The following is a 25,030-nucleotide window of genomic DNA, read 5'->3' as shown; positions in this document are numbered from 1 at the left end:
AGGGGCCGGGTCCCCAGCGGGGACCGCATCGGCCCGCGAAGCGAGGGAGGAATACTCCTTGTTGGACGTCAACAACTTCGAGTTTATGAAGATCGGTCTGGCATCGCCCGAGAAGATCCGGTCCTGGTCCCACGGTGAGGTGAAGAAGCCCGAGACCATCAATTACCGGACGCTGCGCCCGGAAAAGGATGGCCTGTTCTGCGAGCGCATCTTCGGACCCCAGCGGGACTGGGAGTGCCATTGCGGCAAGTACAAGCGCGTGCGGTACAAGGGCGTCGTGTGCGACCGCTGCGGCGTCGAGGTGACGCGCTCGAAGGTGCGCCGTGAGCGCATGGGGCACATCGAACTGGCGGCTCCTGTGTCGCACATCTGGTACTTCAAGGGTATCCCGAGCCGGATGGGTCTGGTGCTCGACATGACGCCGCGGGCGCTGGAGGAGGTCATCTACTTCGCGTCCTACGTGGTCACGGACCCGGGCGACACACCGTTGGAAAAGAAGCAGCTGCTCAGCGAGCGCGAGTACCGTTCGTACCGGGAAAAGTACGGCTACGCCTTCGAAGCCGGCATGGGCGCCGAAGCCATCAAGAAGCTGTTGGTGGAGATCGATCTCGATCGCGAAGTCGAACAGCTCAAGGAGGAGCTGCGCACCGCGCAGGGCCAGCGGCGCAACCGGGCCATCAAGCGGTTGGAGGTGCTGGAGGCCTTCCGGGCGTCCGGTAACCGCCCGGAGTGGATGATCCTCGAGGCGCTGCCGGTCATTCCGCCGGACCTGCGTCCGATGGTGCAGCTGGACGGCGGCCGCTTCGCCACCTCCGACCTGAACGATCTGTACCGGCGCGTGATCAACCGCAACAATCGCCTGAAGCGCCTGCTCGACCTCGGCGCGCCCGACATCATCGTGCAGAACGAGAAGCGGATGCTGCAGGAAGCGGTCGACGCCCTGATCGATAACGGCCGCCGCGGCCGCCCGGTGACCGGGCCCGGGAACCGCCCGCTTAAGTCGTTGTCTCACATGCTGAAGGGTAAGCAAGGCCGTTTCCGCCAAAACCTGCTTGGAAAGCGCGTCGACTACTCCGGGCGTTCCGTCATCGTGGTCGGGCCGGAGCTGCGGATGTACCAGTGCGGCTTGCCCAAGGAGATGGCGCTGGAGCTGTTCAAACCGTTCGTCATGAAGGAACTGGTTGCGCGCGGCCTGGCGCACAACATCAAGAGCGCGAAGCGCAAGGTGGAGCGCGTCTCGCCGGAGGTGTGGGACGTCGTCGAGGACGTCATCAAGGAGCACCCGGTGCTGCTCAACCGCGCCCCGACACTGCACCGCCTCGGCATCCAGGCGTTCGAGCCCGTCCTGGTCGAGGGCCGCGCCATCAAGCTGCACCCGCTGGTGTGCACGGCGTACAACGCGGACTTCGACGGAGACCAAATGGCGGTGCACGTCCCGCTGTCTGCGGAGGCGCAGGCGGAAGCGCGGCTGTTGATGCTGGCGGCGCACAACATCCTCAACCCGAAGGACGGCAAGCCCGTGGTCACGCCGACCCAGGACATGGTGCTCGGTCCGTACTACCTGACCATCGAGCTGGCCGGGGCGCCGGGTGAAGGGCGACTGTTCGCCGATCCCGACGAGGTGATGATGGCGTACCAGGAGCGGCAGATCACGGTGCACACGCGCGTCGCGCTGCCGGCGCGATCGCTCGGGAAGACGTCGTTCACGCCGGAGCAGCAGAACGCCCTGCTGGTGACGACGCCCGGGAAGCTGATCTTCAACGAGATCTTCCCGAAGGACTTCCCGTATCTGCACAGCGGAGCCCGCCAGAACCTGCTGGTGGGCACGCCGGACGAGACGTTCATCTTCGAGAAAGGCGTCGACATCGCGGAGCGCGTGCGGAATCGGCCCATCCCGAAGGCGATTATCAAGAAGGACCTTGGGAACATCCTGCACGAGTGCTTCCGCCGGTATGGCACGACGACCACGTCGGAGATCCTCGACAAGGTGAAAAAGCTCGGCTTCCATTATTCGGCGCAGGCCGGCATCACCATCTCGGTGGCCGACATCATCGTGCCGAAGGAGAAGGCGCCCATCATTGCCGAGGCGGAGCAGAAGGACCGCAAGCTGGAACAGCAGTACCGCCGCGGCCTGATCACCGGCGAGGAGAAGTACGTCTCGTTCAGCCAGATCTGGAGCGAGGCAAAGGAAAAACTGTCGCAGACGTTGATGCAGAGCATGGATGAGCTGAATCCGATCTACATGATGGCCACGTCCGGCGCCCGCGGCAGTCAGTCGCAGATCACCCAGCTGGCCGGCATGCGCGGCCTGATGGCCAACCCGTCGGGTCACATCATCCAGCTGCCCATCAAGTCGAACTTCCGCGAGGGCCTGTCGGTGTTGGAGTACTTCATCTCCACGCACGGCGCCCGCAAGGGTCTGGCCGACACGGCGCTGCGCACGGCAGACTCCGGTTACCTCACTCGCCGTCTGGTGGACGTGGCGCAGGACACCATCGTCCGCCAGGTGGAGTGCGGCACCGACAAGGGGCTGCGGGTGACGGAGATCCGCGACGGGCGCGAGGTCATTGAAGACCTGTACGACCGGATCGAAGGACGGGTGGCCTTCCAGGACGTCTACCACCCGGAGACCGGCGAGAAGCTGGTGTCGAAGAACCAGCTGATCGACGCGGACATCGCGGCGCGGATCGTGGCGGCAGGCATCAAGGAGGTCGTCATCCGCTCCGTGCTCACCTGCCGGACGCAGCACGGGGTGTGTGTGCACTGCTACGGCAAGAACTTGGCGACGGGCAAGATGGTGGAGATCGGCGAGGCCGTCGGCATCATCGCCGCGCAATCCATCGGCGAGCCGGGTACCCAGCTGACGATGCGCACGTTCCACACGGGCGGCGTCGCCGGCGACGACATCACCCAAGGTCTCCCGCGCATCCAGGAGCTGTTCGAGGCGCGCAACCCGAAGGGGCAGGCGGTGATCACCGAGATCGACGGCGTCGTCTCGGCGATCCGCGAGGGCAAGGACAAGCGCGAAATCGAGGTCACCGGCGAGGGCGAGACGAAGGTGTACAGCATCCCGTACGGCTCTCGCATCCGTGTCACCCAGGACCAACGGGTAGAGGCGGGCGACGAGTTGACGGAGGGCTCGGTCGATCCGAAGGAGATGCTGCGGGTCAAAGGTCTGCAGGGCGTCCAGAACTACCTGCTGCGCGAAGTGCAGCGCGTCTACCGCCTGCAGGGCGTGGACATCAACGACAAGCACATCGAGGTCATGATCCGGCAGATGCTGCGCAAGGTTCGCGTCCTCGACGCGGGCGACACCGACCTTCTGCCCGGCACCTACGTCGACCTGTTCGAGTATGAAGAGGCGAACCGCAAGGTGCTGTGGGAAGGCAAAGAGCCCGCGGTCGCCCGCCCGGCGCTGCTCGGCATCACGAAGGCGTCGCTGGAGACGGACTCGTTCCTGTCCGCCGCGTCGTTCCAAGAGACCACGCGCGTGCTGACGGACGCGGCCATCAAGGGCAAGGTCGACCGGCTGCTCGGCCTGAAGGAGAACGTGATCATCGGCAAACTGATCCCGGCTGGCACGGGTATGACCCGTTACCGGCATCTCGAGATCGAGAGCGACGACGATCCGGTGGAAGATTCGGCCCGGGAAGGGGCCGAGGAGGCCGTCGGGGCCGGGGAATCCTGACCTCCCTGGAGGCTTTCGGCAGCTCTCCCGGGGACCCGTCCGGCCAGTCCTGGCGCGGGTTCCCGGGGGATTTGCAATATCAGGGTGCAAGTTGACAGCCTGCTCGGCGGGGTGATAGAATCTCTGAGTGTGCCTAGAGCACGGGTGTAGATGTGGGGGGGCTTTGCGATGTCGTTGGATCGCATTCGCCTTGCGCGCAAGCGGACAATCGGCACCAACCAGACGACCAAAGCACTTCAGCAGTCCCTCGCCAAACAGGTATACATCGCCCGGGACGCGGACACGCGGGTGATCCAACCGGTGCTGTCGCTGGCGCAGGAGCGCGGCGTACCGGTCCTGTGGGTGGACACGATGAAACAGCTGGGCAAGGCTTGCGGCATCGAGGTTGGCGCGGCCACCGCTGCGATTCTGGAAGAGTGACTCAGGTCTGTCCGGTGCCGCCCGCGCGGGGGTGGCGTACCGGAATCTGGCTTTTTCTTTTGCCCATCCACGAACCGCCAGGCTCTGTGGACATGACGCACCCGTGAAGCGAATCTCGGAAGGAGGTGCAGCCATGCCGACCATGAACCAACTGGTCCGCAAAGGCCGTAAGCCGATAGAGAAGAAATCGAAGTCTCCGGCGCTGCAGAAGGGATACAACAGCTTCGAAAAGAAGGAGTTCGAGCTGCCGTCTCCGCAGAAGCGCGGCGTGTGCACGCGCGTGGGCACGATGACCCCGAAGAAGCCGAACTCGGCGCTGCGGAAGTACGCGCGTGTGCGTTTGACCAACCAGGTCGAGGTCACGGCGTACATCCCGGGCATCGGCCACAACCTGCAGGAGCACTCCGTGGTGCTTGTGCGCGGCGGACGTGTCAAGGACCTGCCGGGTGTGCGTTACCACATCGTCCGCGGCGCGTTGGACACCGCGGGTGTCAAGGACCGCATGCAGGGCCGCTCCAAGTACGGCGCCAAGCGTCCGAAGCAGAAGTCGTAACCGTTCGCTGCCGCTGTTGCACTGCAGCGTAGAAGAGCCTGGCCGTGCCGGCTGCACCTATGGTGGACGGGCGGTTCGGCCGGTGGAATTGTAAACGGAACAGCATGAAAGGAGGCGGACATTCGTGCCGAGAAAAGGTCCCGTCCCGCGCAGGGACGTCATGCCGGACCCGATCTACGGGAACAAGATGGTGACCCGTCTGATCAATAAGGTGATGCGCGACGGCAAGAAGGGCGTCGCACAGCGGATTGTGTATGCGGCGTTCGACGAGATCCGCCAGCGGACCAACAAGGATCCGATGGAGGTTTTGGAAGAGGCGATGCGCAACGTCATGCCGGTGCTGGAGGTCAAGGCCCGCCGCGTGGGCGGTTCCAACTACCAGGTGCCGGTGGAGGTCCGTCCGGACCGGCGCATCACCCTGGGTCTGCGCTGGCTGGTGCAGTACGCGCGCTTGCGCGGTGAGAAGACGATGGTGCACAAGCTCGCCAGCGAGCTGATCGATGCCGCGAATGGCACCGGCGGCGCGGTGAAGAAGAAAGAGGACACGCACCGTATGGCTGAGGCCAACAAGGCGTTCGCCCATTACCGGTGGTAAAGCGGCGCGCGATGCCGACGGAAAGGAGGTCGCTTCTTGCCACGTCAATTCCCTCTTGAGAAAACCCGCAACATCGGCATCATCGCCCACATCGACGCGGGGAAGACGACGACGACCGAGCGCATTCTGTTCTACACCGGCCGCGTCCACAAGATCGGCGAGGTACACGAAGGCGCTGCGACGATGGACTGGATGGTGCAGGAGCAGGAGCGAGGCATCACCATCACGTCCGCGGCGACCACCGCGCAGTGGAAGGGCCACCGCATCAACATCATTGACACGCCCGGTCACGTGGACTTCACCGTCGAGGTGGAGCGGTCGCTGCGCGTGTTGGACGGCGCCGTCGGAGTGTTTGACGCCAAGGGCGGTGTCGAGCCGCAGTCCGAGACGGTGTGGCGGCAGGCGGACAAATACGGCGTACCGCGCATCGCTTACGTGAACAAGATGGATATCATCGGCGCAGACTTCCTCGGCTGCGTGCAGCAGATGCGCGATCGCCTGGGCGCCAAGGCGGTGCCGATTCAGTTGCCGATCGGCGCGGAGGATACCTTCGTCGGCATGGTCGACCTGGTCGAGATGGCGGCGATCATCTACACGGACGACCTCGGGACGCGCTCGGAGAAAACCGAGATCCCGGCCGACATGAAGGAGCTCGTCGAGAAGTACCGCACCGAACTGATTGAGGCTGCGGCGGAGGTCGACGAGGAACTCATGATGAAGTACCTCGAAGGCGAGGAGATCACGGTCGAGGAGCTGAAGGCCGCCATCCGCAAAGGCACCTGCACCGTGCAGCTGTTCCCGGTGCTGTGCGGGTCGTCCTACCGGAACAAGGGTGTGCAGCCGATGCTCGACGCGGTGGTAGATTACCTGCCCTCGCCGGTCGACGTGCCGCCCATCAAGGGATGGACGCCCGATGGCGAGGAAGTGGAGCGCCGTTCTTCCGACGACGAGCCGTTCGCCGCGCTGGCGTTCAAGATCATGTCCGATCCGTTTGTCGGCAAGCTGTCGTACTTCCGGGTCTACTCGGGGACGCTCGCCAGCGGATCGTACGTGCTCAACTCGACGAAGGGCAAACGCGAGCGCATCGGCCGCATCGTTCAGATGCACGCGAACCATCGCGAGGAGATCGACATGGTGTACGCCGGGGACATCGCCGCCGCGGTCGGCCTGAAGGACACGACCACGGGCGATACGCTGTGCGACGAGAAGCACGTGGTCGTGCTGGAGTCGATGGAGTTCCCGGATCCGGTGATCAACATCTCCGTCGAACCGAAGTCCAAGGCGGACCAGGATAAGCTGGCGCTGGCGCTGAGCAAGTTGGCGGAAGAGGACCCGACGTTCCGGACCTGGACCGATCAGGAGACGGGCCAGACCATCATCGCCGGCATGGGTGAGCTGCATCTGGAGATCGTGGTCGACCGCCTGCGGCGTGAGTTCAAGGTGGAGTGCAACACCGGCAAGCCCCAGGTGGCGTACAAGGAGACCATCACGCAGCGGGTGGAGCAGGAAGGCAAGTTCATCCGCCAATCGGGCGGGCGCGGTCAATACGGCCACGTCAAGATCATCCTGGAGCCCCTCGAGCGGGGTGCCGGTTATCAGTTCGAGAACAAGATCGTGGGCGGCGTCGTCCCGAAGGAATACATTCCTGCGGTGGACGAAGGGATCCGCGAAGCCATGCTCAGCGGCGTGCTGGCGGGCTATCCGATGATCGACGTCAAGGCGACATTGTTCGATGGTTCGTACCACGAGGTCGACTCGTCGGAAATGGCCTTCAAGATCGCGGGCTCGATGGCGTTGAAACAGGGTGCGGCGAAGGCGGGCCCGGTCCTGCTGGAGCCCATCATGAAGGTCGAGGTCACGGTGCCCGAGGAGTTTATGGGCGACGTGATGGGGGACATCAACTCTCGCCGCGGGCGCATCGAAGGGATGGACCAACGGGCGAACGCGCGCGTGATCCGCGGATACGTTCCGCTGGCTGAGATGTTTGGTTACTCTACGAGTCTGCGCTCCCGCACCCAGGGCCGCGGGACGTTCTCGATGGAGTTCCATTCATATGAAGAAGTGCCGAAGAACATCGCTCAGGAGATCATCGCCAAAAACAAAGGCGAATAAGGACAAGGAGTGATTGAGCATGGCAAAGGCAAAATTCGAGCGCACGAAGCCGCACGTCAACGTGGGCACCATCGGCCACGTCGACCACGGCAAGACGACCCTGACCGCGGCCATCACCTCCATCCAGGCCCAGAAGGGGAAGGCTCAGGCGCAGAAGTACGAGGACATCGACAAGGCGCCGGAGGAGCGCGAGCGCGGTATCACCATCAACACGGCGCACGTGGAGTACGAGACGGACAATCGTCACTACGCCCACGTGGACTGCCCCGGCCACGCCGACTACGTGAAGAACATGATCACCGGCGCGGCGCAGATGGACGGCGCCATTCTGGTCGTATCCGCCGCGGACGGTCCGATGCCGCAGACGCGGGAGCACATCTTGCTGGCCCGTCAGGTCGGCGTCCCGTACATTGTCGTGTTCCTGAACAAGTGCGACATGGTGGACGACGAGGAGCTGCTCGAGCTCGTCGAGATGGAGGTTCGCGAGCTGCTGAACGAGTACGAGTTCCCGGGCGACGAGGTGCCGGTCATCCGCGGCTCTGCGCTGAAGGCGCTGGAGGGCGACCCGCAGTGGGTGGCGAAGATCGATGAGCTCATGGACGCCATCGACACCTACATTCCGACGCCGGAGCGCGACACGGACAAGCCGTTCCTGATGCCGGTCGAGGACGTGTTCACCATCACCGGCCGCGGCACGGTGGCCACGGGCCGCGTCGAGCGCGGTACCCTGAAGGTGGGCGACGAAGTCGAGATCGTCGGATTGGCGGACGAGACGCGCAAGACGGTCGTCACGGGCGTGGAGATGTTCCGCAAGCTGCTCGATCAGGCGGTGGCCGGTGACAACATCGGCGCGCTGCTCCGCGGCGTGGACCGCAAGGATGTGGAGCGCGGACAGGTGCTCGTGAAGCCTGGCTCCATCAAGCCGCACACCACGTTCAAGGCCGAGGTGTACGTGCTTACGAAGGAAGAGGGCGGCCGACACACCCCGTTCTTCAACGGCTATCGCCCGCAGTTCTACTTCCGCACGACGGACGTCACCGGCGTCGTCAAGCTGCCGGAGGGCACGGAGATGGTAATGCCCGGCGACAACGTGACGATGGACGTTGAGCTGATCTCGCCGATCGCGTTGGAAGAGGGCACGCGTTTCGCGATTCGCGAGGGTGGCCGCACGGTCGGTGCGGGTGTGGTCACCGCCATCACGAAGTAAGTCGCAGCCAGCTTGGTTTTGGGCTGGGACGGACCGTAAAGCAGGAAACATAGCGTTCGCTGCCGGCTGCCGGGTTTCCGGCAGCCTTTCTTTCAGGTGGGGGTGTTGCGCGGAGCGGCTCGCTTAAGCGCACAAGCGGACCGCGACGCCCCCACCTGTTAAACTTTTGCCTTGTGTTTTCCCGCTGTGTCTAGTACAATATCGGCTGTTGGTCTCTGACAGCGATGAGGCAGAAGGTTGCTCATGTGCCCTCGGCCATATGGGGCACCACTGAGGAGAATTTCTGCGGAGTATGTCCAAACAATGGGCGAAGAAGGAGGGAAACATATGGCGAAGCAAAAAATCCGCATCCGGCTGAAGGCGTTCGACCACAAGATCCTCGACCAGTCGGCCGAGAAGATCGTGGAGACGGCGAAGCGGTCGGGTGCCCAGGTGCATGGCCCCGTGCCGTTGCCTACCGACAAGCAGGTGATCACCATCCTGCGGGCCCCGCACAAATACAAGGATTCGCGGGAGCAGTTCGAGATGCGGACGCACAAGCGCTTGATCGACATCGTCAATCCGACGCCGCAGACCGTGGATTCGCTGATGCGCCTCGATCTGCCTTCCGGTGTGGATATCGAGATCAAGCTGTGACTTTTACGAGCGAAAATGACATGCGTGGGTACGTTGACTTGAACCCGTAATGGATAGAGGACGGCTCCGAGGAGGTGCGGCCATGAAAGGCATCCTGGGGCGCAAGCTGGGCATGACCCAGGTGTTCGACGAAGACGGTGCCGTGATTCCGGTCACCGTGATCGAAGCAGGCCCCTGTGTGGTATTGCAAAAGAAACGGGTGTCCACGGATGGCTACGACGCCATTCAGTTGGGCTTTGCGGACAAGAAGCCGAACCGCGCGACCAAGCCCGAACAGGGTCATGCGCAGAAGGCGAACACGGCGCCGAAACGCTATGTGCGCGAACTGCGCGGTGTGAATGTGGATGAATACGAGGTCGGGCAGCAGTTGGGCCCGGATGTGTTTGAGCCTGGCGAATTCGTCGACGTGATCGGCACGTCGAAGGGCAAGGGTTACACAGGGCCCATCAAACGCCACAACCAGGCACGCGGCCCGATGTCCCACGGCTCGAAGTACCACCGCGGCGTGGGGTCCCTGGGTTCCATTGCGCCGAACCGCGTGTTCAAGGGACAGACGATGGCGGGCCGCATGGGCGGTGAGCGCTGCACGGTGCAGAACCTGCAGGTCGTCCGTGTGGACGCGGAGCGCAACCTGCTGTTGATCAAGGGCTCGGTTCCGGGACCGCGCAACTCGTTCGTGACGGTGCGGGCCGCGAAGAAACGGACGAAGTGACCGAGACGGTTGGAAAGGAGGCAGACGGATGCCGAAAGTAGCGGTTTACAACATGGACGGAGCGCAGGTCGGCGAGATTGAGCTGGATGAACGGCTGTTCGCGGCGCCAGTCCGGCCGGACCTGATGCATCAGGTGGTGTTGTCGTACCTGGCGAACCAGCGTCGCGGCACGCACAAGGTCAAGGGGCGGTCCGAGGTCCGAGGCGGCGGACGCAAGCCGTGGCGCCAGAAGGGCACCGGCCGTGCGCGGCAGGGCAGCATTCGCGCGCCACAGTGGAAGGGTGGCGGCGTCGTGTTTGGTCCGAAACCGCGCAGCTACGCGTTCCGCGTTCCCAAGAAGGTCCGGCGTCAGGCGCTTTACAGCGCGTTGACCTCGAAGGTGGACGGCGGCAAGCTGATCGTGCTGGATGAGCTGCGGGTCCCCGAAATCAAGACGAAACCGATGGTGGCGATGCTGCGCCGCCTGAATCTGGAGAAGGCGCTCATTGTGGATGCGGAGAAGCAGCAGAACGCCGAGCTCTCCCTCCGCAACATTCCGGGCGTGACGTACGTCCCGGCAAACGCCGTGAACGTCTACGAAATCCTCCGGCATGACCACCTGGTCCTCACCCGCGATGCGGTGGCCAAGGTACAGGAGGTGTTCGCGTAATGGATCCGCGCGATCTCATCAAGCGTCCCATCATCACGGAGCGTACGACCGAGCTCATGGAAGAGCGCAAGTACGTGTTTGAGGTGGACCGCAGGGCCAACAAGACGGAGATCCGGCAGGCGGTGGAGAAACTGTTCGGCGTCAAGGTCGAGCAGGTCAACACCATGCGCGTGCCTGGCAAGCAGAAGCGGGTGGGACGGTTTGTCGGCCGCACGCCGGAGCGCAAGAAGGCCATCGTGAAGTTGACGGAGGACTCCAAGCCGATCGAGCTGTTCAACAGCTGATCCTTTGTACGGTCATCGCAGCAAAAGGAGGTTATCCCGGTGAGCATCAAAAAATACCGCCCGACCTCCCCGGGGCGCCGGTTCATGTCGGTCTCCACGTTCGAGGAGATCACGACGGACGAGCCGGAGAAGTCGCTGCTTGAACCGCTGCCGAAGCGGGCGGGCCGCAACCATCAGGGGAAGATCACGGTCCGCCACCGGGGCGGCGGACACAAGCGGATGTACCGCATCATCGATTTCAAACGCAACAAAGATGGCGTGCCGGCCAAGGTTGCGACCATTGAATACGACCCGAACCGGTCCGCGCGGATTGCGCTGTTGTTCTACGCGGACGGCGAGAAGCGCTACATCATCGCCCCGCTCGGTTTGAAGGTGGGCGACGTGGTGATGTCCGGCCCGGACGCCGACATCCGACCGGGGAATGCGTTGCCTTTGGCGAACATCCCGGTCGGTACGGTGGTCCACAACATCGAGCTGAAGCCGGGTAAAGGCGGCCAGCTGGCACGTGCAGCGGGCGCCGCGGCGCAGGTCATGGCAAAGGAAGGCGACTACGCAACCATCCGGCTGGGTTCCGGCGAGATGCGGTTGGTGCGCCTGGAGTGCCGCGCCACTGTGGGCCAGGTGGGCAATCTGGATCACGAGAATATCAACCTTGGCAAGGCGGGCCGATCCCGCTGGCTCGGCCGTCGGCCGACGGTCCGCGGTGTCGTCATGAACCCGGTCGATCACCCGCACGGCGGTGGTGAGGGCCGTGCGCCAGTAGGCCGCAAATCGCCGATGTCCCCGTGGGGCAAGCCGACCTTGGGCAAGAAGACGCGCAAACGGAATCACCCCACCGACAAGTACATCGTCCGCCGGCGCAAGAAGTGACCCGCCGGGAAGGGACGCGCGATACCGGTGTCCGCCCCGCTCGGGCGGGTGGGCTCGGGCGGAGGCGGCCACAACACGATTGGGGAAGGAGGTTTTCTGAATGGGCCGTTCTTTGAAGAAAGGGCCGTTTTGCGACAGCTACCTGTTGAAAAAGGTGGAGGCCTTGAATAAGACGGGCGACAAGCGGGTCATCAAGACCTGGTCCCGCCGTTCGACGATTTTTCCGCAGTTCGTCGGTCACACGTTCGCCGTGCACGACGGTCGCAAGCACGTTCCGGTGTACGTGACGGAGGACATGGTCGGTCACAAGCTGGGAGAGTTCGCTCCGACGCGGACGTTCAAGGGCCACGCCGGAGACGAGAAGGCGTCCCGGGCTCGCTGATGGAGGCAGCTAGGAAGGAGGGGTTCCGATGGCAGCGACGGAGACACGCGCACGCGCCAAGTACATCCGCATCGCGCCGCGCAAGGTGCGCTTGGTGGTGGACCTGATCCGCGGCAAGCGGATCCAGGAGGCGTTCGCGATTCTGAAGATGACCCCGCGCGGAGCGTCCCCGGTGGTGGACAAGGTGCTTCGGTCCGCAGTGGCCAACGCCCAGAACAACCACAACATGGACGTCAACCGCCTGTACGTGAAGGAGATCTGGGTGGATCCGGGTCCGACCCTGAAACGCTACCATCCTCGCGCACAGGGGCGCGCGTACAGCATCATGAAACGGACGAGCCACATCACCGTCGTCGTGGCGGAAAAGTGAGGAGGGATGAAGCCGCATGGGTCAAAAGGTCAATCCGGTCGGTCTTCGGATCGGCATCATCCGCGATTGGGAGTCCCGTTGGTATGCGGACAAGAAGAACTACCAGGACCTGCTGCATGAGGACCTGCGCATCCGCGATTTCATCTTTAAGCGGCTGAAGGACGCGGCGGTGGCGTCGGTGGACATCGAACGGGCGGCCAACCGCATCCACATCATCATCAATACCGCGAAGCCGGGAATGGTGATCGGCAAGGGCGGCCAAGAGGTCGACGCGCTGCGGAACCAGTTGAGCGCATTGACCGGCAAGCGGGTGCACATCTCCATCTCGGAGATCAAGCAGCCCGATCTCTCCGCGCAGTTGGTCGCCGAGAACATCGCCAGCCAGCTGGAGCGCCGGGTGTCGTTCCGCCGCGCGATGAAGCAAGCGATTCAGCGCACGATGCGCGCGGGCGCCAAAGGGATCCGCGTGAAGGTGTCCGGGCGTCTCGGCGGCGCGGAGATCGCGCGGACAGAAGGGTATGCCGAGGGGACGGTGCCGCTGCACACGCTGCGGGCAGACGTGGATTACGCCCTGGCGGAGGCGCACACGACCTATGGGCGCATCGGGGTGAAGGTGTGGATCTACCGCGGCGAGGTGCTGCCGCAGCGGTCTCGGAAGGGCGCTGAGGAAGGAGGCAAATAACCATGTTGATGCCGAAGCGGGTCAAGCATCGCAAGGAGCACCGGGGACGGATGAAAGGGATGTCCAAGGGTGGCAACACAGTCACCTTTGGCGAATACGGTTTGCAGGCCCTGGAACCCGCGTGGGTGACGAACCGCCAGATTGAGGCGGCGCGTATCGCGATGACGCGTTACATCCGCCGCGGCGGCAAGGTGTGGATCAAGATCTTTCCGAGCAAGCCAGTGACCCAGAAGCCGGCCGAGACGCGTATGGGCAGCGGCAAAGGGTCTCCGGAGAAGTGGGTCGCCGTGGTGAAGCCGGGCCGGATCCTGTTCGAGTTGGCGGGCGTGTCGGAGGAAGTCGCGCGGGAGGCGATGCGGCTGGCCGCGCACAAACTGCCGATCAAGACGAAGTTCGTACGTCGGGATGAAGTGGGTGGTGAGGCTGATGAAAGCTAACGAACTGCGCAGCCTGACGACCGAGGAGATCCAGAACCGCATCGAGCAGCTGAAGGATGAGTTGTTCAACCTCCGGTTCCAGCTGGCGACCGGGCAGTTGGAGAACCCGATGCGGATCCGCCAAGTGCGCAAGGACATCGCGCGCGCGAAGACGATTCTCAAGCAGCGCGAGCTCGGAATCGGCTGAGAAGGGGGTTGCGAAGGTGGAACGGAACGAACGCAAGGTGCTCGTCGGCAAGGTCGTCAGCGACAAGATGGACAAAACCATCGTCGTGGCGGTCGAGGAGCATGTGAAGCACCGTCTGTACGGGAAGACCATGCGCCGGACGAAGAAGTTCAAGGCCCACGACGAGCGCAATGAGGCGAAGGTCGGAGACGTCGTGCGCATCATGGAGACGCGCCCGCTGAGCAAGGAGAAGCGCTGGCGTTTGGTCGAGATCATCGAGAAGGCGGTCGTGGTCTGACCGAGCGGAGATCGGACTTGTAGAGAAAGGAGGCCACTCCCGTGATTCAACCGCAGACAAGGCTGGTCGTCGCCGACAACACGGGCGCGAAGGAAATCATGTGCTTCCGCGTGCTGGGCGGTTCCAACCGCAAGACCGCCAACATCGGAGACATCATCGTCGCTTCCGTCAAAAGTGCAACACCCGGCGGCGTTGTCAAAAAGGGCGACGTGGTGAAGGCGGTGATCGTGCGCAGCAAGCGGGGGCTGCGTCGGCCGGACGGATCGTACATCCGGTTTGACGAGAACGCGGCCGTCATCATCCGTGAAGACAAGAGCCCGCGCGGCACGCGCATTTTCGGCCCTGTGGCGCGCGAGTTGCGCGACCGGGACTTCATGAAGATCATTTCGCTCGCCCCCGAGGTTCTCTGATCAGGAGGCGCAGGAGGCGGCGGCACTGCGAGGAGGTGTCGAAGCGTGCCCAAGCTGCACATCAAGAAAGGCGATAAAGTCGTTGTGATCGCCGGCAAAGACAAGAAAAAGACCGGCACGGTGCTGGCGGTGTTCCCGAAGGAGCAGCGCGCACTGGTGCAGGGTGTCAATATTGTCAAGCGGCACACGAAGCCAAATCCGGCCAACCCGGAGGGCGGCATCATCGAGAAAGAGGCGCCGATCCACGTCTCCAACCTGATGTTGGCCGATCCCAAGACGGGGGAGCCGACCCGGATTGGATACAAGTTCTTGGAGGACGGGACGAAGGTCCGTTACGCGAAAAAGTCTGGCGAAGTGATCGACTAGTAGCCAGGTGAAAGGAGGAAAGGCTGTGTCCCGTTTGGCTGAGCGGTACCGCAATCAGGTTGTACCCGAGCTGATGAAGAAGTTCAATTACAAGTCCGTGATGCAGGTCCCTCGGATTGAGAAGGTCGTCGTCAACATGGGCCTCGGCGAGGCGGTCCAGAATCCGAAGGCCATCGACTCGGCGGTGGCGGACCTGACAGCCATCACCGGCCAGAAGCCGGTGGTGACGCGGGCGAAGAAATCGATCGCGCAGTTCCGGGTGCGCCAGGGCATGCCGATCGGCGTGAAGGTGACCCTGCGTGGCGAGCGGATGTTCCACTTCCTCGACAAGTTGATGAACATCGCCCTGCCGCGAGTGCGTGACTTCCGCGGGGTTTCGCCGAAGGCGTTCGACGGCCGCGGCAACTATACCCTGGGTCTGCGCGAGCAGTTGATTTTCCCGGAGATCGACTATGACAAGGTCGACAAAGTGCGTGGTATGGAAGTGGTCGTCGTCACCACGGCGGACACGGATGAAGAGGCGCGAGAGCTGTTGACCTTGATGGGAATGCCGTTCCGGCACGCGTGAGAAACGAGCCACTCGGTGGACGAGGGGGGATAAGCGTGGCCAAGAAGTCGTTGATCGTCAAGGCGGCCCGGAAGCCGAAGTTCAGCACCCGCGCGTACACGCGCTGCCGCATCTGCGGCCGGCCCCATTCCGTGCTGCGCAAGTTCGGCATCTGCCGCATCTGCTTCCGCAACCTGGCGTACAAGGGCCAGTTGCCGGGCGTGAAAAAGGCGAGTTGGTAATTCAGGTTTCGCACGGAAGGAGGTCTCTGACACATGACCATGACAGACCCGATTGCTGATATGCTGACCCGGATCCGCAATGCCAACCTGGTGGGTCACGACAAGGTCGAGATCCCGGGGTCGAAGATGAAGCGGGCCATCGCGGAGATCCTGAAGCGCGAAGGGTTCATCCGTGACGCGGAGTTCATCCCCGACGACAAGCAGGGGATCATCCGCGTGTTCCTGAAGTACGGCAAGGGTCAGGAGCGCGTCATCACCGGGCTGAAGCGGATCAGCAAGCCGGGCCTGCGGGTGTATGTCGATCACGAGAATATCCCGCGGGTACTCGGCGGTCTGGGAATCGCCATCCTATCGACGTCGAAGGGCGTCATGACGGATAAGGAAGCGCGTAAGCTGGGCGTGGGCGGAGAGGTCATCTGCTACGTCTGGTAACAGGCGGGTACGAATGGAGGTGTGCGCATGTCCCGCATTGGTAAGAAGCCGATCCCGATTCCGGCCGGCGTGGAGGTCCGCCAGGAGGGCAACGTGCTGACGGTCAAAGGGCCGAAAGGCACCCTCACGCGGACGCTGCACCCGGATATGAAGGTGACCGTCGACGGGCAGCAGATCGTGGTGGAGCGCCCGAGCGACGAGAAGCTGCACCGCAGCCTTCACGGCACGACCCGCAGCGTGATCGCAAACATGGTGGAGGGCGTGACGAACGGATTCAGCAAAAGCCTGGAGCTCGTCGGCGTCGGATACCGCGCGACGAAGTCCGGGAACACGGTGACGCTGTCCCTCGGGTTTTCGCACCCGGTGGTGCTGACGCCCGACGAGGGCATCGAGATTGAGGTCCCGGCGGCAAACCGCCTGGTGATCAAGGGTATCGACAAAGAAAAGGTCGGCATCTACGCAGCCAAGGTTCGTGCTATCCGGAAGCCGGAGCCGTACAAGGGCAAGGGCATCCGCTACGTGGACGAGGTCGTGCGTCGCAAGGTCGGCAAGACCGGCAAGAAGTAATCTGGCAGCGTGAGAAGGGAGTGACCCGGGATGATCAACAAGGAAGACCGCAACCTGGCCCGGAAGCGCCGGCACCTGCGGGTGCGCAAGCGCATCGAGGGCACCCCGGCGCGCCCGCGGTTGAACGTGTACCGTTCGAACAAGCACATCTACGCGCAGGTGATTGACGATGAGCACGGGCACACCTTGGCGAGCGCCTCGACGCTCGACAAGGAGCTGCGCGGAGAGGTGGAGAACGGGGCCACGGTCGAGGCTGCCCGCAAGGTGGGCGAGCTGGTGGCGAAGCGGGCGTTGGAGAAAGGTGTCAAGTCGGTCGTCTTTGACCGCGGCGGATATCTGTACCACGGGCGCGTGCAGGCGCTGGCAGACGCGGCGCGCGAAGCCGGACTTGAATTCTGAACGGAAAGGATGGTGTCTCTGTGCGCATTGATCCGAACCAACTGGAGCTGTCGGAGAAAGTCGTCTCCGTGAACCGCGTCGCGAAGGTCGTGCAGGGAGGCCGGCGGTTCTCCTTCTCCGCGCTGGTGGTCGTCGGCGACGGTAATGGCTACGTCGGCGCGGGCCTCGGCAAGGCGGCGGAGGTTCCGGACGCGATTCGCAAGGGCATCGAGGACGCGAAGAAACACCTGATTCACGTGCCGATGAAACGGACCACGATTCCGCATGAAGTGATCGGTCACTTTGGCGCAGGCAAGGTTCTTCTGAAGCCGGCGCCGGCAGGTTCCGGTGTCATCGCGGGCGGACCGGTCCGCGCGGTGCTCGAGCTGGCGGGCATCAAGGATATCGCGACCAAGTCGCTCGGTTCGAACAATCCCATCAACATGGTGCACGCGACAATCGACGCGCTGAAGCAGCTCAAGCGTGCGGAGGAAGTGGCGCGTTTGCGCGGCAAGACCGTTGAGGAACTGCTCGGTTAGGAGGGCTGACGATGGCGCAGAAGTTGGCGATCACGCTGGTGCACAGTCCCGTCGGACGCCCGGAGAAACAGCGCAGGACCGCGGTGGCGCTCGGCTTGCGCAAGATGCATCAGACGGTGGTGCATGAGGATACCCCGGTGATCCGCGGGATGGTAGACCGGATCAAACACTTGGTCGACGTCAAAGTTGTCGACGGGGAGTAATTCAGAGGGGGTGTCGGGTGTGCAGATTCACGAGCTGAAGTCTCCGAAGGGCGCTCGGCGTGAACGCAAACGCGTCGGCCGTGGCACGAGCTCGGGTCACGGAAAGACGTCCACCCGCGGCCAGAAGGGTCAGTGGGCGCGCTCGGGCGGCGGTGTGCGACCCGGGTTCGAAGGCGGTCAGACGCCGCTGTTCCGCCGCATTCCAAAGCGCGGATTCAGCAATGCCCGGTTCACCAAGGAGTATGCGATTGTCAACGTCGAGCAGCTCAACGACTTTCCGGAAGGCACGGTGGTCACGCCGGAACTGCTGCTTGAGCGCCGGCTGGTCCGGGAGCTGCTGGACGGCGTGAAAGTGCTCGGCAATGGGGACCTCAACGTCAAGTTGACGGTGCGTGCGCACGCGTACTCCGGTTCGGCGAAGGAGAAGATCGAGGCGGCCGGCGGCACCGCCGAGGTGATCTAAGTGCTCACGACCATTGCCAATCTGTGGCGCCTGAAGCACTTGCGCAAACGGATCCTGTTCACCTTGATGGTGATCGCCGTCTACCGCATCGGGACCTATATCCCGGTGCCTGGGATCAACGTGCAAGCGCTGATGGCCGGCCAGGGCAGCAACGCGCTGTTCGACCTGTTGAACATGTTTTCCGGCGGCGCGTTTTACCGGTTTTCCATCTTTGCGATGAGTGTGATGCCGTACATCACGGCATCCATCATCGTACAACTGTTGCAGGCCGGGGTGATCCCCCGGTTTGAGGAATGGCAGAAAGAAGGCGAATCGGGCCGGCGCAAGCTGACCCAGGTGACCCGCTATCTGACGGTGGCCTTTGGTCTGATTCAGGCGGCGGGCTTCACATATCAGTTTTCCCGCACGGGTGTGTTGTACAGCAACGACTGGTGGTCGTATGCGTTGATCGTGATCTCCTTGACCGCCGGCGATACGCTGTTGATGTGGTTCGGTGAGATGATCACGGAGAAAGGGGTCGGCAACGGCATCTCCGTGCTCATCTTCATCAGCATTATCGCGCGCATCGGGCAGCTCGGGCAGGAAGTGTACCGAAATTGGTTCTACACGCATCCCGATGAGCTGTTTCTCAACGTCATCAAGGTGCTCCTGCTGATTGCGGGCATCATCCTGCTGTTTGCAGTGATTGTGTTCGTGCAGCAGGCGGAGCGGCGGATCCCGGTTCAGTACGCCAAGCGCGTCGTGGGCCGCACGGTGTACAGTGGACAGCAGACGCACATCCCGCTGAAGGTCAACGCCGCCGGCGTGATCCCGGTGATCTTCGCGAGTTCCCTGTTGTTGCTTCCCTACACCGTCGCGACGTACTTCACGACGCATTCCTGGGCGCAGGTCGTGTTGCGGTTCTTGTCACCCAACTCCCTGTACTACATCGGGGCAGAAGTGGTGCTGATCATCCTGTTCACGTTCTTTTACACGCACGTGCAGATCAATCCGCAGCAGTTGGCCGAGCAGCTGCAGAAGCACGCAGGATACATCCCGGGTGTACGCCCTGGACTGGATACCGAGCGGTACATCATCCGCGTGGTCAACCGCATCACGGTGTTTGGCTCGGTATTCCTCGGCATCATCTCGGTGCTGCCGTACCTGCTGTTGTCCGGCGCTGACCTGACTTCGGTGTACTTCGGTGGGACGTCGCTGCTGATCATCGTCGGGGTCGCGCTGCAGACCCTGCAGCAGATGGAAGGGCAGCTGCTGCAGCGGCACTACAGAGGGTTCATCAGGTAACCGCCGCACGTGGAGGGATGCGTAATGCGGTTGATGCTTTTGGGTCTCCCGGGCGCAGGCAAAGGGACGCAGGCGGAACGGATCACGGCGGACTACCACATCCCGCACATCTCGACGGGGAACATGTTCCGCGAGGCCATCGCGGCCGGCACGCCGTTGGGAATGGAGGTCAAGTCGTACCTGGACAACGGGCGTCTGGTTCCGGACGCACTGACCGTGAGGGTTGTACGCGACCGCCTGAGCCGGCCGGATACCCAAAACGGATTTCTGCTCGACGGGTTTCCGCGTACTCTGCCTCAGGCGGAGGCGCTCGACGCGATGCTGTCGGAGGTCGGCCGGCCGCTCAACTGTGTGCTGTACATCCACGTGCCGCAGGAAGTGTTGCTCGCCCGTCTGACCGGCCGGCGGGTCTGCCGGTCGTGCGGGGCCACGTATCACGTCGTGTTCCAGCCTCCTCGGCAGGAGGGGATCTGTGACAAGTGCCGCGGAGAACTGTACCAGCGTCCGGACGACACCGAAGAGGCCGTGGCGACGCGCCTGGAGCAGTATGAGCAAACGGCTCCTCTGGTCGATTTCTATCGCGAGCGAGGCTTGCTGCGGCAGGTGGATGGACTGCAGTCCATTGACCAGGTGTACGCCGACATCAAGCGGATCCTGCTCGAACTGCGCGGCTGAAGTTGAGGTGGGGGCATGTCGAGGTCTTTACCTGAGATAGGGCGTGTCGTGGAGGTCACACGAGGCCGTGACGCCGGTCTGCTGTGCGTCGTCATCGGTCACGTCCCGGATCGGTTCGTGATTGTGGCTGATGGGGATAAACGGAAGGTCGACAAGGCGAAAAAGAAGAATGTGGCACACGTGCGCACCACACCGTACATCGCACTCGAAGTGGTGGAAGAACTGCGGGAACAGGGTAAAGTCACCAATGCACGTCTGCGGCATGCTTTGCGCCGGTACCAGGAGCAGATCGCCGAAGCCGGTGAAGCGGTGAAGGAAGGGGGCCAGCCAGGTGGCGAAGGACGACGTGATTGAGGTGGAAGGCACGGTCATCGAACCGTTGCCGAATGCCATGTTTCGGGTCGAACTCGACAACGGGCACAAGGTGTTGGCGCATGTGTCGGGCAAGATCCGGATGCACTACATCAAGATCCTGCCCGGCGACCGGGTGACGGTGGAATTGTCGCCGTACGACTTGACCCGTGGTAGAATTACGTACCGGTACAAGTAAGTAAAACTGGCTTGCACCGGGACAATCCGTTATGATAGCGGAATGAGGAGGTATCGGCGCACCGCGCCGGCCTCCGCATGCGAGGAGGGTTTGCCGTGAAAGTGCGGCCTTCGGTGAAGCCGATGTGCGAGAAGTGCAAGGTCATCCGCCGGAAGGGTACCGTGATGATCATCTGTGAAAACCCGAAGCACAAGCAGCGCCAGGGTTGAGGTGGAGGCGCCTGTCTCCGCCGGCCCTGCGGGCCTGCGTGGTACACGTGTGCGATCACGGTTCAGCAGCGGCTGCCTTTGGGTCTGAACCGTGTTTTCGATAGATGTGATGAACCTCTCGGAGGTGGAGTGAAGACATGGCTCGTATCGCTGGCGTTGACCTGCCGCGTGATAAACGGGTGGAGATCGGCCTGACCTACATCTTTGGCATCGGCCGGACCACTGCGAACAAGATCCTGGCGGCGACCGGGATCAACCCGGACACCCGGGTGCGCGACCTGTCGGAGGACGAAGTCGTCCGTCTGCGCGATTACATCGACAAGAACGTCAAGGTGGAAGGCGATCTCCGCCGTGAGATCGCGCTGAACATCAAGCGGCTGATGGAGATCGGCTGCTACCGGGGCATTCGCCACCGCCGCGGCCTGCCGGTGCGCGGCCAGCGCACAAAGACCAATGCGCGCACGCGCAAAGGCCCGCGCCGTACGGTGGCTGGCAAGAAGAAGTAAGGCTGCGCGAGCGGCTTCGGGATACGGTTGAGGTTTGAACGAGGAGGATGGATGAATGGCGAAGGCACAACGCAAGGGCCAGGCGGGTACTGTCACGCGGACGCGCCGGCGGGATCGCAAAAACGTCGAGGCGGGTATCGCCCACATCAAGTCGACATTCAACAACACGATCGTCAGCATCACCGACCCGGCGGGCAACGTGATCGCGTGGTCGTCCGCAGGGAACGTCGGCTTCAAGGGATCCCGCAAGAGCACGCCGTTCGCGGCCCAGATGGCGGCGGAGGCGGCGGCTCGGGCGGCGATGGAACACGGCATGAAGACGGTCGAGGTCCAGGTCAAGGGGCCGGGCGCGGGCCGCGAGGCCGCGATTCGGTCGCTGCAGGCTGCAGGGCTCGAGGTCAGCGGCATCCGCGACGTGACGCCGATCCCGCACAACGGCTGCCGGCCGCCGAAGCGCCGCCGTGTCTGAGAGAAGCCTGCGCTGAGATGAGTTGGAACGGATCAGTATGCCCTGATTTCCCCGTTTTACGCGGATCAGGGGTATAGATGAAACTGGAGGTGTCAACACTAGAATGGCAAGATATACCGGACCGGTTTGCCGCCTTTGCCGGCGCGAAGGCGTCAAACTGTACCTCAAAGGTGAGCGCTGCTTCAGCGACAAGTGCGCCATTGACCGGCGGCCGTTTCCGCCAGGTCAGCACGGCCAGGGCCGCAAACGGACGTCCGAGTACGGTCTGCAGCTGCGCGAGAAGCAGAAGGCTCGCCGCTACTACGGCGTGTTGGAAAAGCAGTTTGAAGCGTATTACGACGAAGCGGCCCGGCGCCAGGGCGTGACGGGTGAAAATCTCCTGCAGATCCTCGAGAGCCGCTTGGACAACGTGGTGTACCGCCTGGGCTTCGCCGCGTCGCGGGCCGAGGCGCGCCAGTTGGTCCGCCACGGCCACTTCCTGGTCAACGGGCGGCGTGTCGACATCCCGTCGTACCTGACCAAGCCGGGAGACGTGATCCAGATCCGCGAGAAGAGCCAGCAGTTGGAGCGGATCAAGACCCTGCTCGAGAATGCGGAGTCGCGGACCATTCCGGCTTGGCTGGAGTTGGATCTGGCGAACAAGCAGGGCCGCGTCGTCCGTTTGCCGGCGCGCGACGAGATCGACACGCCGGTCGCGGAGCAGCTGATTGTTGAACACTACTCGCGTTAACGCCGGCGCGAGGCGGGGAGCCTGAGGCCGGTTGAGCCGCACAGCATGGACCTGGTGTGGGCCTGCGACCGGTGTGCGCCGCATCACCGCTCGGCCGCGGCCGGAGGCTGCCTCCGCCCAGCGGCGCCCGGACCGCCGTACAGGTCCGCGTAGCGAGGAGGGTTACGGATGATCGAAATTGAGAAGCCGAGGATTGAGGTCGTGGACGCCAGCCCGACGTTCGGGCGGTTCGTCGTCGAGCCGCTGGAGCGTGGGTACGGCACGACGCTCGGGAATTCGCTCAGGCGCATCCTGCTGTCGTCGATCCCGGGGGCGGCGGTGCGGTCGGTCAAAATCGAGGGCGTGCTGCACGAGTTCTCGACGATCCCTGGGGTGGTCGAGGACACCACGGAAATCATCCTCAATCTCAAGCGGCTCTCGCTCAAGATTCATTCCGATGAAGAAAAGGTGCTGGTCATCGACGCGGAGGGCAGGGGCGAGGTCAAAGCGGGAGACATCCGCGCAGATTCGGACGTGGACATCGTCAATCCGGATCTGCACATCGCCACGCTGACCGAAGGAGGGCGCCTGTACGCGGAACTGAGGGCAGGCCGAGGCCGTGGCTATGTGTCGGCGGATCGGAACAAAGACCCGGATCAGGAGATCGGCGTCATACCGATTGACTCCATCTACTCTCCGATCACACGCGTGAACTTCCAGGTCGAGAACACCCGCGTCGGCCAGGTCACCGACTACGACAAACTGACCCTCGAGGTTTGGACCGACGGGAGCATCGCACCGGAGGAAGCCGTGAGCATCGCGGCCCGGATCCTGGCCGAACACCTTCAACTTTTCGTCGGCTTGACGGATCAGGGCAAAGAGACGGACATCATGGTTGAAAAAGAGGACGCGGTCGCGGACAAGACGCTCGACATGCCGATTGAGGAGCTGGATCTGTCGGTGCGGTCCTACAACTGCCTGAAACGTGCGGGCATCAACACCGTCGGTGAACTGTGTTCGCGGACGGAGGAAGAGATGATGAAGGTCCGCAACCTCGGCCGCAAATCCTTGGAAGAGGTCGTGGAGAAACTCTCCGCGTTGGGATTGTCGCTCCGGCAGGAAGAATAGACAGGCCGTGGATGGGGGGCGGTGCGCTTCCCTGCGTCGGCCCGGTGATGTTTTGCAGAGGAGGGGAATGCAGTGCCGTACCGAAAGTTGGGACGTCCGACAGGGGCGCGGAAGGCGTTGTTCCGCAGTCTCGTGACGGATCTGTTGCTGTACGAGCGCATTGAGACCACCGAGGCGAAAGCCAAGGAACTGCGCAAGATCGCGGACAAGATGATCACGTTGGCGAAGCGCGGGGATCTGCACGCGCGCCGTCAGGTGGCGGCATATGTCCGCAAAGAGATGGTTGACGAAGAAGGCACCAAGAACGTCATTCAGAAGCTGTTCGACGATTTGGCTCCGCGGTTCAAGGACCGCAATGGAGGCTACACGCGCATCATCAAGGTCGGCCCGCGCCGCGGAGACGCCGCGCCGATGGTGATCATCGAGCTGGTCTGAGCGGTGGTCAGCTCACCGGGATGGGGTCGGCGATGCCCAAGATCCGGATGAGGATTGCGTACGACGGAACGGATTTTCATGGCTTCGCGCGGCAGCGCGGCTTGCGGACAGTCCAGGGAACCTTGGAGGACGCGCTGGCCCGCGTGCTCGGACACCCGGTGGAAGTCGAGGGGTCCGGACGAACTGACGCCGGGGTGCATGCGCGCGCTCAGGTGGTGCATTGGGAGCAGGATCGCGGTCCCGCTCCCGAGCGGTACCCCTATGTGCTCAGCAGACTGCTGCCCGGCGATCTGATTCCGATTCATGCGGAGCTGGCACCGGACGACTTCCACGCCCGCTTCTCGGCCAAGCGCAAGACGTACCGCTACACCATCCAGCAGGCGCGGGTGCCCGACGTGTTCACGCACCGCTACGCGTGGCACGAACCCGCCGCCCTGGACTTGGCGCGCATGCGCGACGCGGCGCAGCAGTTGGTGGGGGAGCACGATTTCACCAGCTTCTGCGCCGCCGCCACGCCGGTGGAAGACAAGCGGCGGGTGATCTACGAACTGCGGTTGGAGCAGCGCGGGACCTATCTGGATATCTACTGTACGGGAAACGGCTTTCTCCAGTACATGGTCCGCATCATCGTGGGAACGCTCGTCGACATCGGGCTCGGGCGCCTGAACCGTCCCATCACGGAGATCCTCGCTGCGCGCGACCGGCGATGCGCCGGGCGAACGGCGCCCGCGAAGGGCCTGACGCTTTGGGACGTGGATTATGAAACGTCGTCTTGACCACGCGGCCAGGCGTGTTATAGGATATATTTTAGTGTTTTTTACCCACTGCCCCGTTACAGTGAACATGCAACGACAAGC

General features: G+C 63.1%; 38 protein-coding genes. All 38 read left to right on the top strand.

Annotated features, from left to right (window positions below; all coding sequences use genetic code 11):
- Positions 1 to 58 precede the first annotated feature (58 nt).
- The 38 genes from rpoC (at position 59) to truA (ending at position 24,949) form a co-directional block, all read left to right on the top strand.
- Complete coding sequence (gene rpoC / locus N687_RS0110915; RefSeq protein ID WP_029421887.1) at positions 59 to 3,688, top strand: DNA-directed RNA polymerase subunit beta'; 3,630 nt, start codon at positions 59 to 61, stop codon at positions 3,686 to 3,688.
- A 168-nt stretch (positions 3,689 to 3,856) separates the two neighbouring features.
- Positions 3,857 to 4,108, top strand: a complete 252-nt coding sequence (locus N687_RS0110910) for a ribosomal L7Ae/L30e/S12e/Gadd45 family protein (RefSeq protein ID WP_029421886.1) — start codon at positions 3,857 to 3,859, stop codon at positions 4,106 to 4,108.
- Positions 4,109 to 4,241: 133 nt separating this feature from the next.
- Positions 4,242 to 4,661 (top strand): 30S ribosomal protein S12, encoded by a 420-nt coding sequence (gene rpsL / locus N687_RS0110905; RefSeq protein WP_029421885.1) that lies wholly within the window; start codon positions 4,242 to 4,244, stop codon positions 4,659 to 4,661.
- Positions 4,662 to 4,785: 124 nt separating this feature from the next.
- Positions 4,786 to 5,256 (top strand): 30S ribosomal protein S7, encoded by a 471-nt coding sequence (gene rpsG, locus N687_RS0110900; protein ID WP_029421884.1) that lies wholly within the window; start codon positions 4,786 to 4,788, stop codon positions 5,254 to 5,256.
- 36 nt (positions 5,257 to 5,292) lie between these two features.
- Positions 5,293 to 7,368 carry an elongation factor G gene (gene fusA, locus N687_RS0110895; RefSeq protein WP_029421883.1) on the top strand — a complete coding sequence of 692 codons (2,076 nt, stop codon included), beginning with the start codon at positions 5,293 to 5,295 and terminating at the stop codon, positions 7,366 to 7,368.
- 19 nt (positions 7,369 to 7,387) lie between these two features.
- Positions 7,388 to 8,575 carry an elongation factor Tu gene (gene tuf / locus N687_RS0110890; RefSeq protein WP_029421882.1) on the top strand — a complete coding sequence of 396 codons (1,188 nt, stop codon included), beginning with the start codon at positions 7,388 to 7,390 and terminating at the stop codon, positions 8,573 to 8,575.
- Between the two features lie 327 nt (positions 8,576 to 8,902).
- Positions 8,903 to 9,211, top strand: a complete 309-nt coding sequence (rpsJ, locus tag N687_RS0110885; RefSeq protein WP_029421881.1) for a 30S ribosomal protein S10 — start codon at positions 8,903 to 8,905, stop codon at positions 9,209 to 9,211.
- 82 nt (positions 9,212 to 9,293) lie between these two features.
- Positions 9,294 to 9,923, top strand: coding sequence for a 50S ribosomal protein L3 (gene rplC, locus N687_RS0110880; protein WP_029421880.1), 630 nt, complete (start codon positions 9,294 to 9,296; stop codon positions 9,921 to 9,923).
- Positions 9,924 to 9,951: 28 nt separating this feature from the next.
- On the top strand, positions 9,952 to 10,572 hold the full coding sequence (gene rplD, locus N687_RS0110875; RefSeq protein WP_029421879.1) for a 50S ribosomal protein L4: 621 nt from the start codon (positions 9,952 to 9,954) through the stop codon (positions 10,570 to 10,572).
- Positions 10,572 to 10,856 (top strand): 50S ribosomal protein L23, encoded by a 285-nt coding sequence (rplW, locus tag N687_RS0110870; RefSeq protein WP_029421878.1) that lies wholly within the window; start codon positions 10,572 to 10,574, stop codon positions 10,854 to 10,856. Before rplD ends, rplW begins: the two co-directional genes overlap by 1 nt.
- 39 nt (positions 10,857 to 10,895) lie before the next feature.
- Positions 10,896 to 11,726, top strand: a complete 831-nt coding sequence (rplB, locus tag N687_RS0110865) for a 50S ribosomal protein L2 (RefSeq protein WP_029421877.1) — start codon at positions 10,896 to 10,898, stop codon at positions 11,724 to 11,726.
- A 100-nt stretch (positions 11,727 to 11,826) separates the two neighbouring features.
- On the top strand, positions 11,827 to 12,108 hold the full coding sequence (gene rpsS / locus N687_RS0110860) for a 30S ribosomal protein S19 (RefSeq protein WP_029421876.1): 282 nt from the start codon (positions 11,827 to 11,829) through the stop codon (positions 12,106 to 12,108).
- A 28-nt stretch (positions 12,109 to 12,136) separates the two neighbouring features.
- Positions 12,137 to 12,478: a 50S ribosomal protein L22 gene (rplV, locus tag N687_RS0110855; RefSeq protein WP_029421875.1), complete on the top strand. Its 342-nt coding sequence runs from the start codon at positions 12,137 to 12,139 to the stop codon at positions 12,476 to 12,478.
- Positions 12,479 to 12,494: 16 nt separating this feature from the next.
- Complete coding sequence (rpsC, locus tag N687_RS0110850) at positions 12,495 to 13,160, top strand: 30S ribosomal protein S3 (RefSeq protein ID WP_029421874.1); 666 nt, start codon at positions 12,495 to 12,497, stop codon at positions 13,158 to 13,160.
- A 2-nt stretch (positions 13,161 to 13,162) separates the two neighbouring features.
- Positions 13,163 to 13,597: a 50S ribosomal protein L16 gene (rplP, locus tag N687_RS0110845; RefSeq protein ID WP_029421873.1), complete on the top strand. Its 435-nt coding sequence runs from the start codon at positions 13,163 to 13,165 to the stop codon at positions 13,595 to 13,597.
- Positions 13,587 to 13,784, top strand: coding sequence for a 50S ribosomal protein L29 (rpmC, locus tag N687_RS0110840; protein WP_029421872.1), 198 nt, complete (start codon positions 13,587 to 13,589; stop codon positions 13,782 to 13,784). The genes rplP and rpmC overlap by 11 nt, the downstream gene beginning before the upstream one ends.
- A 16-nt stretch (positions 13,785 to 13,800) precedes the next feature.
- Positions 13,801 to 14,061, top strand: a complete 261-nt coding sequence (gene rpsQ / locus N687_RS0110835) for a 30S ribosomal protein S17 (protein WP_029421871.1) — start codon at positions 13,801 to 13,803, stop codon at positions 14,059 to 14,061.
- 41 nt (positions 14,062 to 14,102) lie between these two features.
- Positions 14,103 to 14,471, top strand: a complete 369-nt coding sequence (gene rplN / locus N687_RS0110830) for a 50S ribosomal protein L14 (RefSeq protein WP_029421870.1) — start codon at positions 14,103 to 14,105, stop codon at positions 14,469 to 14,471.
- Positions 14,472 to 14,525: 54 nt separating this feature from the next.
- Positions 14,526 to 14,837: a 50S ribosomal protein L24 gene (gene rplX, locus N687_RS0110825; RefSeq protein ID WP_029421869.1), complete on the top strand. Its 312-nt coding sequence runs from the start codon at positions 14,526 to 14,528 to the stop codon at positions 14,835 to 14,837.
- A gap of 25 nt (positions 14,838 to 14,862) precedes the next feature.
- Positions 14,863 to 15,405 (top strand): 50S ribosomal protein L5, encoded by a 543-nt coding sequence (rplE, locus tag N687_RS0110820; protein WP_029421868.1) that lies wholly within the window; start codon positions 14,863 to 14,865, stop codon positions 15,403 to 15,405.
- Between the two features lie 35 nt (positions 15,406 to 15,440).
- On the top strand, positions 15,441 to 15,626 hold the full coding sequence (locus N687_RS0110815; protein WP_029421867.1) for a type Z 30S ribosomal protein S14: 186 nt from the start codon (positions 15,441 to 15,443) through the stop codon (positions 15,624 to 15,626).
- 33 nt (positions 15,627 to 15,659) lie between these two features.
- Positions 15,660 to 16,058, top strand: coding sequence for a 30S ribosomal protein S8 (gene rpsH / locus N687_RS0110810; protein WP_029421866.1), 399 nt, complete (start codon positions 15,660 to 15,662; stop codon positions 16,056 to 16,058).
- 27 nt (positions 16,059 to 16,085) lie between these two features.
- Complete coding sequence (gene rplF, locus N687_RS0110805) at positions 16,086 to 16,625, top strand: 50S ribosomal protein L6 (protein WP_029421865.1); 540 nt, start codon at positions 16,086 to 16,088, stop codon at positions 16,623 to 16,625.
- A gap of 30 nt (positions 16,626 to 16,655) precedes the next feature.
- Positions 16,656 to 17,024 carry a 50S ribosomal protein L18 gene (gene rplR / locus N687_RS0110800; protein WP_029421864.1) on the top strand — a complete coding sequence of 123 codons (369 nt, stop codon included), beginning with the start codon at positions 16,656 to 16,658 and terminating at the stop codon, positions 17,022 to 17,024.
- 20 nt (positions 17,025 to 17,044) lie between these two features.
- Positions 17,045 to 17,542 (top strand): 30S ribosomal protein S5, encoded by a 498-nt coding sequence (rpsE, locus tag N687_RS0110795; RefSeq protein WP_029421863.1) that lies wholly within the window; start codon positions 17,045 to 17,047, stop codon positions 17,540 to 17,542.
- An 11-nt stretch (positions 17,543 to 17,553) separates the two neighbouring features.
- Positions 17,554 to 17,745, top strand: a complete 192-nt coding sequence (gene rpmD / locus N687_RS0110790) for a 50S ribosomal protein L30 (RefSeq protein WP_029421862.1) — start codon at positions 17,554 to 17,556, stop codon at positions 17,743 to 17,745.
- A 19-nt stretch (positions 17,746 to 17,764) separates the two neighbouring features.
- On the top strand, positions 17,765 to 18,208 hold the full coding sequence (rplO, locus tag N687_RS0110785; protein ID WP_029421861.1) for a 50S ribosomal protein L15: 444 nt from the start codon (positions 17,765 to 17,767) through the stop codon (positions 18,206 to 18,208).
- Complete coding sequence (secY, locus tag N687_RS0110780) at positions 18,209 to 19,492, top strand: preprotein translocase subunit SecY (RefSeq protein WP_029421860.1); 1,284 nt, start codon at positions 18,209 to 18,211, stop codon at positions 19,490 to 19,492.
- A gap of 24 nt (positions 19,493 to 19,516) precedes the next feature.
- Positions 19,517 to 20,167 carry an adenylate kinase gene (locus tag N687_RS0110775; RefSeq protein WP_029421859.1) on the top strand — a complete coding sequence of 217 codons (651 nt, stop codon included), beginning with the start codon at positions 19,517 to 19,519 and terminating at the stop codon, positions 20,165 to 20,167.
- Positions 20,168 to 20,215: 48 nt separating this feature from the next.
- Complete coding sequence (locus N687_RS0110770) at positions 20,216 to 20,521, top strand: hypothetical protein (protein ID WP_231493458.1); 306 nt, start codon at positions 20,216 to 20,218, stop codon at positions 20,519 to 20,521.
- Positions 20,499 to 20,717 (top strand): translation initiation factor IF-1, encoded by a 219-nt coding sequence (infA, locus tag N687_RS0110765; RefSeq protein WP_029421857.1) that lies wholly within the window; start codon positions 20,499 to 20,501, stop codon positions 20,715 to 20,717. The genes N687_RS0110770 and infA overlap by 23 nt, the downstream gene beginning before the upstream one ends.
- 95 nt (positions 20,718 to 20,812) lie before the next feature.
- Positions 20,813 to 20,926 carry a 50S ribosomal protein L36 gene (gene rpmJ, locus N687_RS0110760; protein ID WP_029421856.1) on the top strand — a complete coding sequence of 38 codons (114 nt, stop codon included), beginning with the start codon at positions 20,813 to 20,815 and terminating at the stop codon, positions 20,924 to 20,926.
- A 137-nt stretch (positions 20,927 to 21,063) separates the two neighbouring features.
- Positions 21,064 to 21,432: a 30S ribosomal protein S13 gene (rpsM, locus tag N687_RS0110755; RefSeq protein ID WP_029421855.1), complete on the top strand. Its 369-nt coding sequence runs from the start codon at positions 21,064 to 21,066 to the stop codon at positions 21,430 to 21,432.
- A 55-nt stretch (positions 21,433 to 21,487) separates the two neighbouring features.
- On the top strand, positions 21,488 to 21,901 hold the full coding sequence (rpsK, locus tag N687_RS0110750) for a 30S ribosomal protein S11 (protein ID WP_029421854.1): 414 nt from the start codon (positions 21,488 to 21,490) through the stop codon (positions 21,899 to 21,901).
- 103 nt (positions 21,902 to 22,004) lie between these two features.
- Complete coding sequence (gene rpsD / locus N687_RS0110745) at positions 22,005 to 22,631, top strand: 30S ribosomal protein S4 (RefSeq protein ID WP_029421853.1); 627 nt, start codon at positions 22,005 to 22,007, stop codon at positions 22,629 to 22,631.
- A 168-nt stretch (positions 22,632 to 22,799) separates the two neighbouring features.
- Positions 22,800 to 23,738 (top strand): DNA-directed RNA polymerase subunit alpha, encoded by a 939-nt coding sequence (locus N687_RS0110740; protein ID WP_029421852.1) that lies wholly within the window; start codon positions 22,800 to 22,802, stop codon positions 23,736 to 23,738.
- 72 nt (positions 23,739 to 23,810) lie between these two features.
- Positions 23,811 to 24,173, top strand: a complete 363-nt coding sequence (gene rplQ / locus N687_RS0110735) for a 50S ribosomal protein L17 (RefSeq protein ID WP_029421851.1) — start codon at positions 23,811 to 23,813, stop codon at positions 24,171 to 24,173.
- Positions 24,174 to 24,205: 32 nt separating this feature from the next.
- A complete protein-coding gene (gene truA, locus N687_RS0110730) occupies positions 24,206 to 24,949 on the top strand; it encodes a tRNA pseudouridine(38-40) synthase TruA (RefSeq protein WP_029421850.1) in 744 nt (247 codons plus the stop codon).
- The last annotated feature ends 81 nt before the right edge of the window (positions 24,950 to 25,030 follow it).

The organism is Alicyclobacillus macrosporangiidus CPP55 (genome assembly GCF_000702485.1).
GTDB classification, from domain to species: Bacteria; Bacillota; Bacilli; order Alicyclobacillales; family Alicyclobacillaceae; genus Alicyclobacillus_H; species Alicyclobacillus_H macrosporangiidus_B.
Note: the sequence above shows the minus strand (reverse complement) of the source record. Positions and strands in the feature narration are given on the sequence as shown.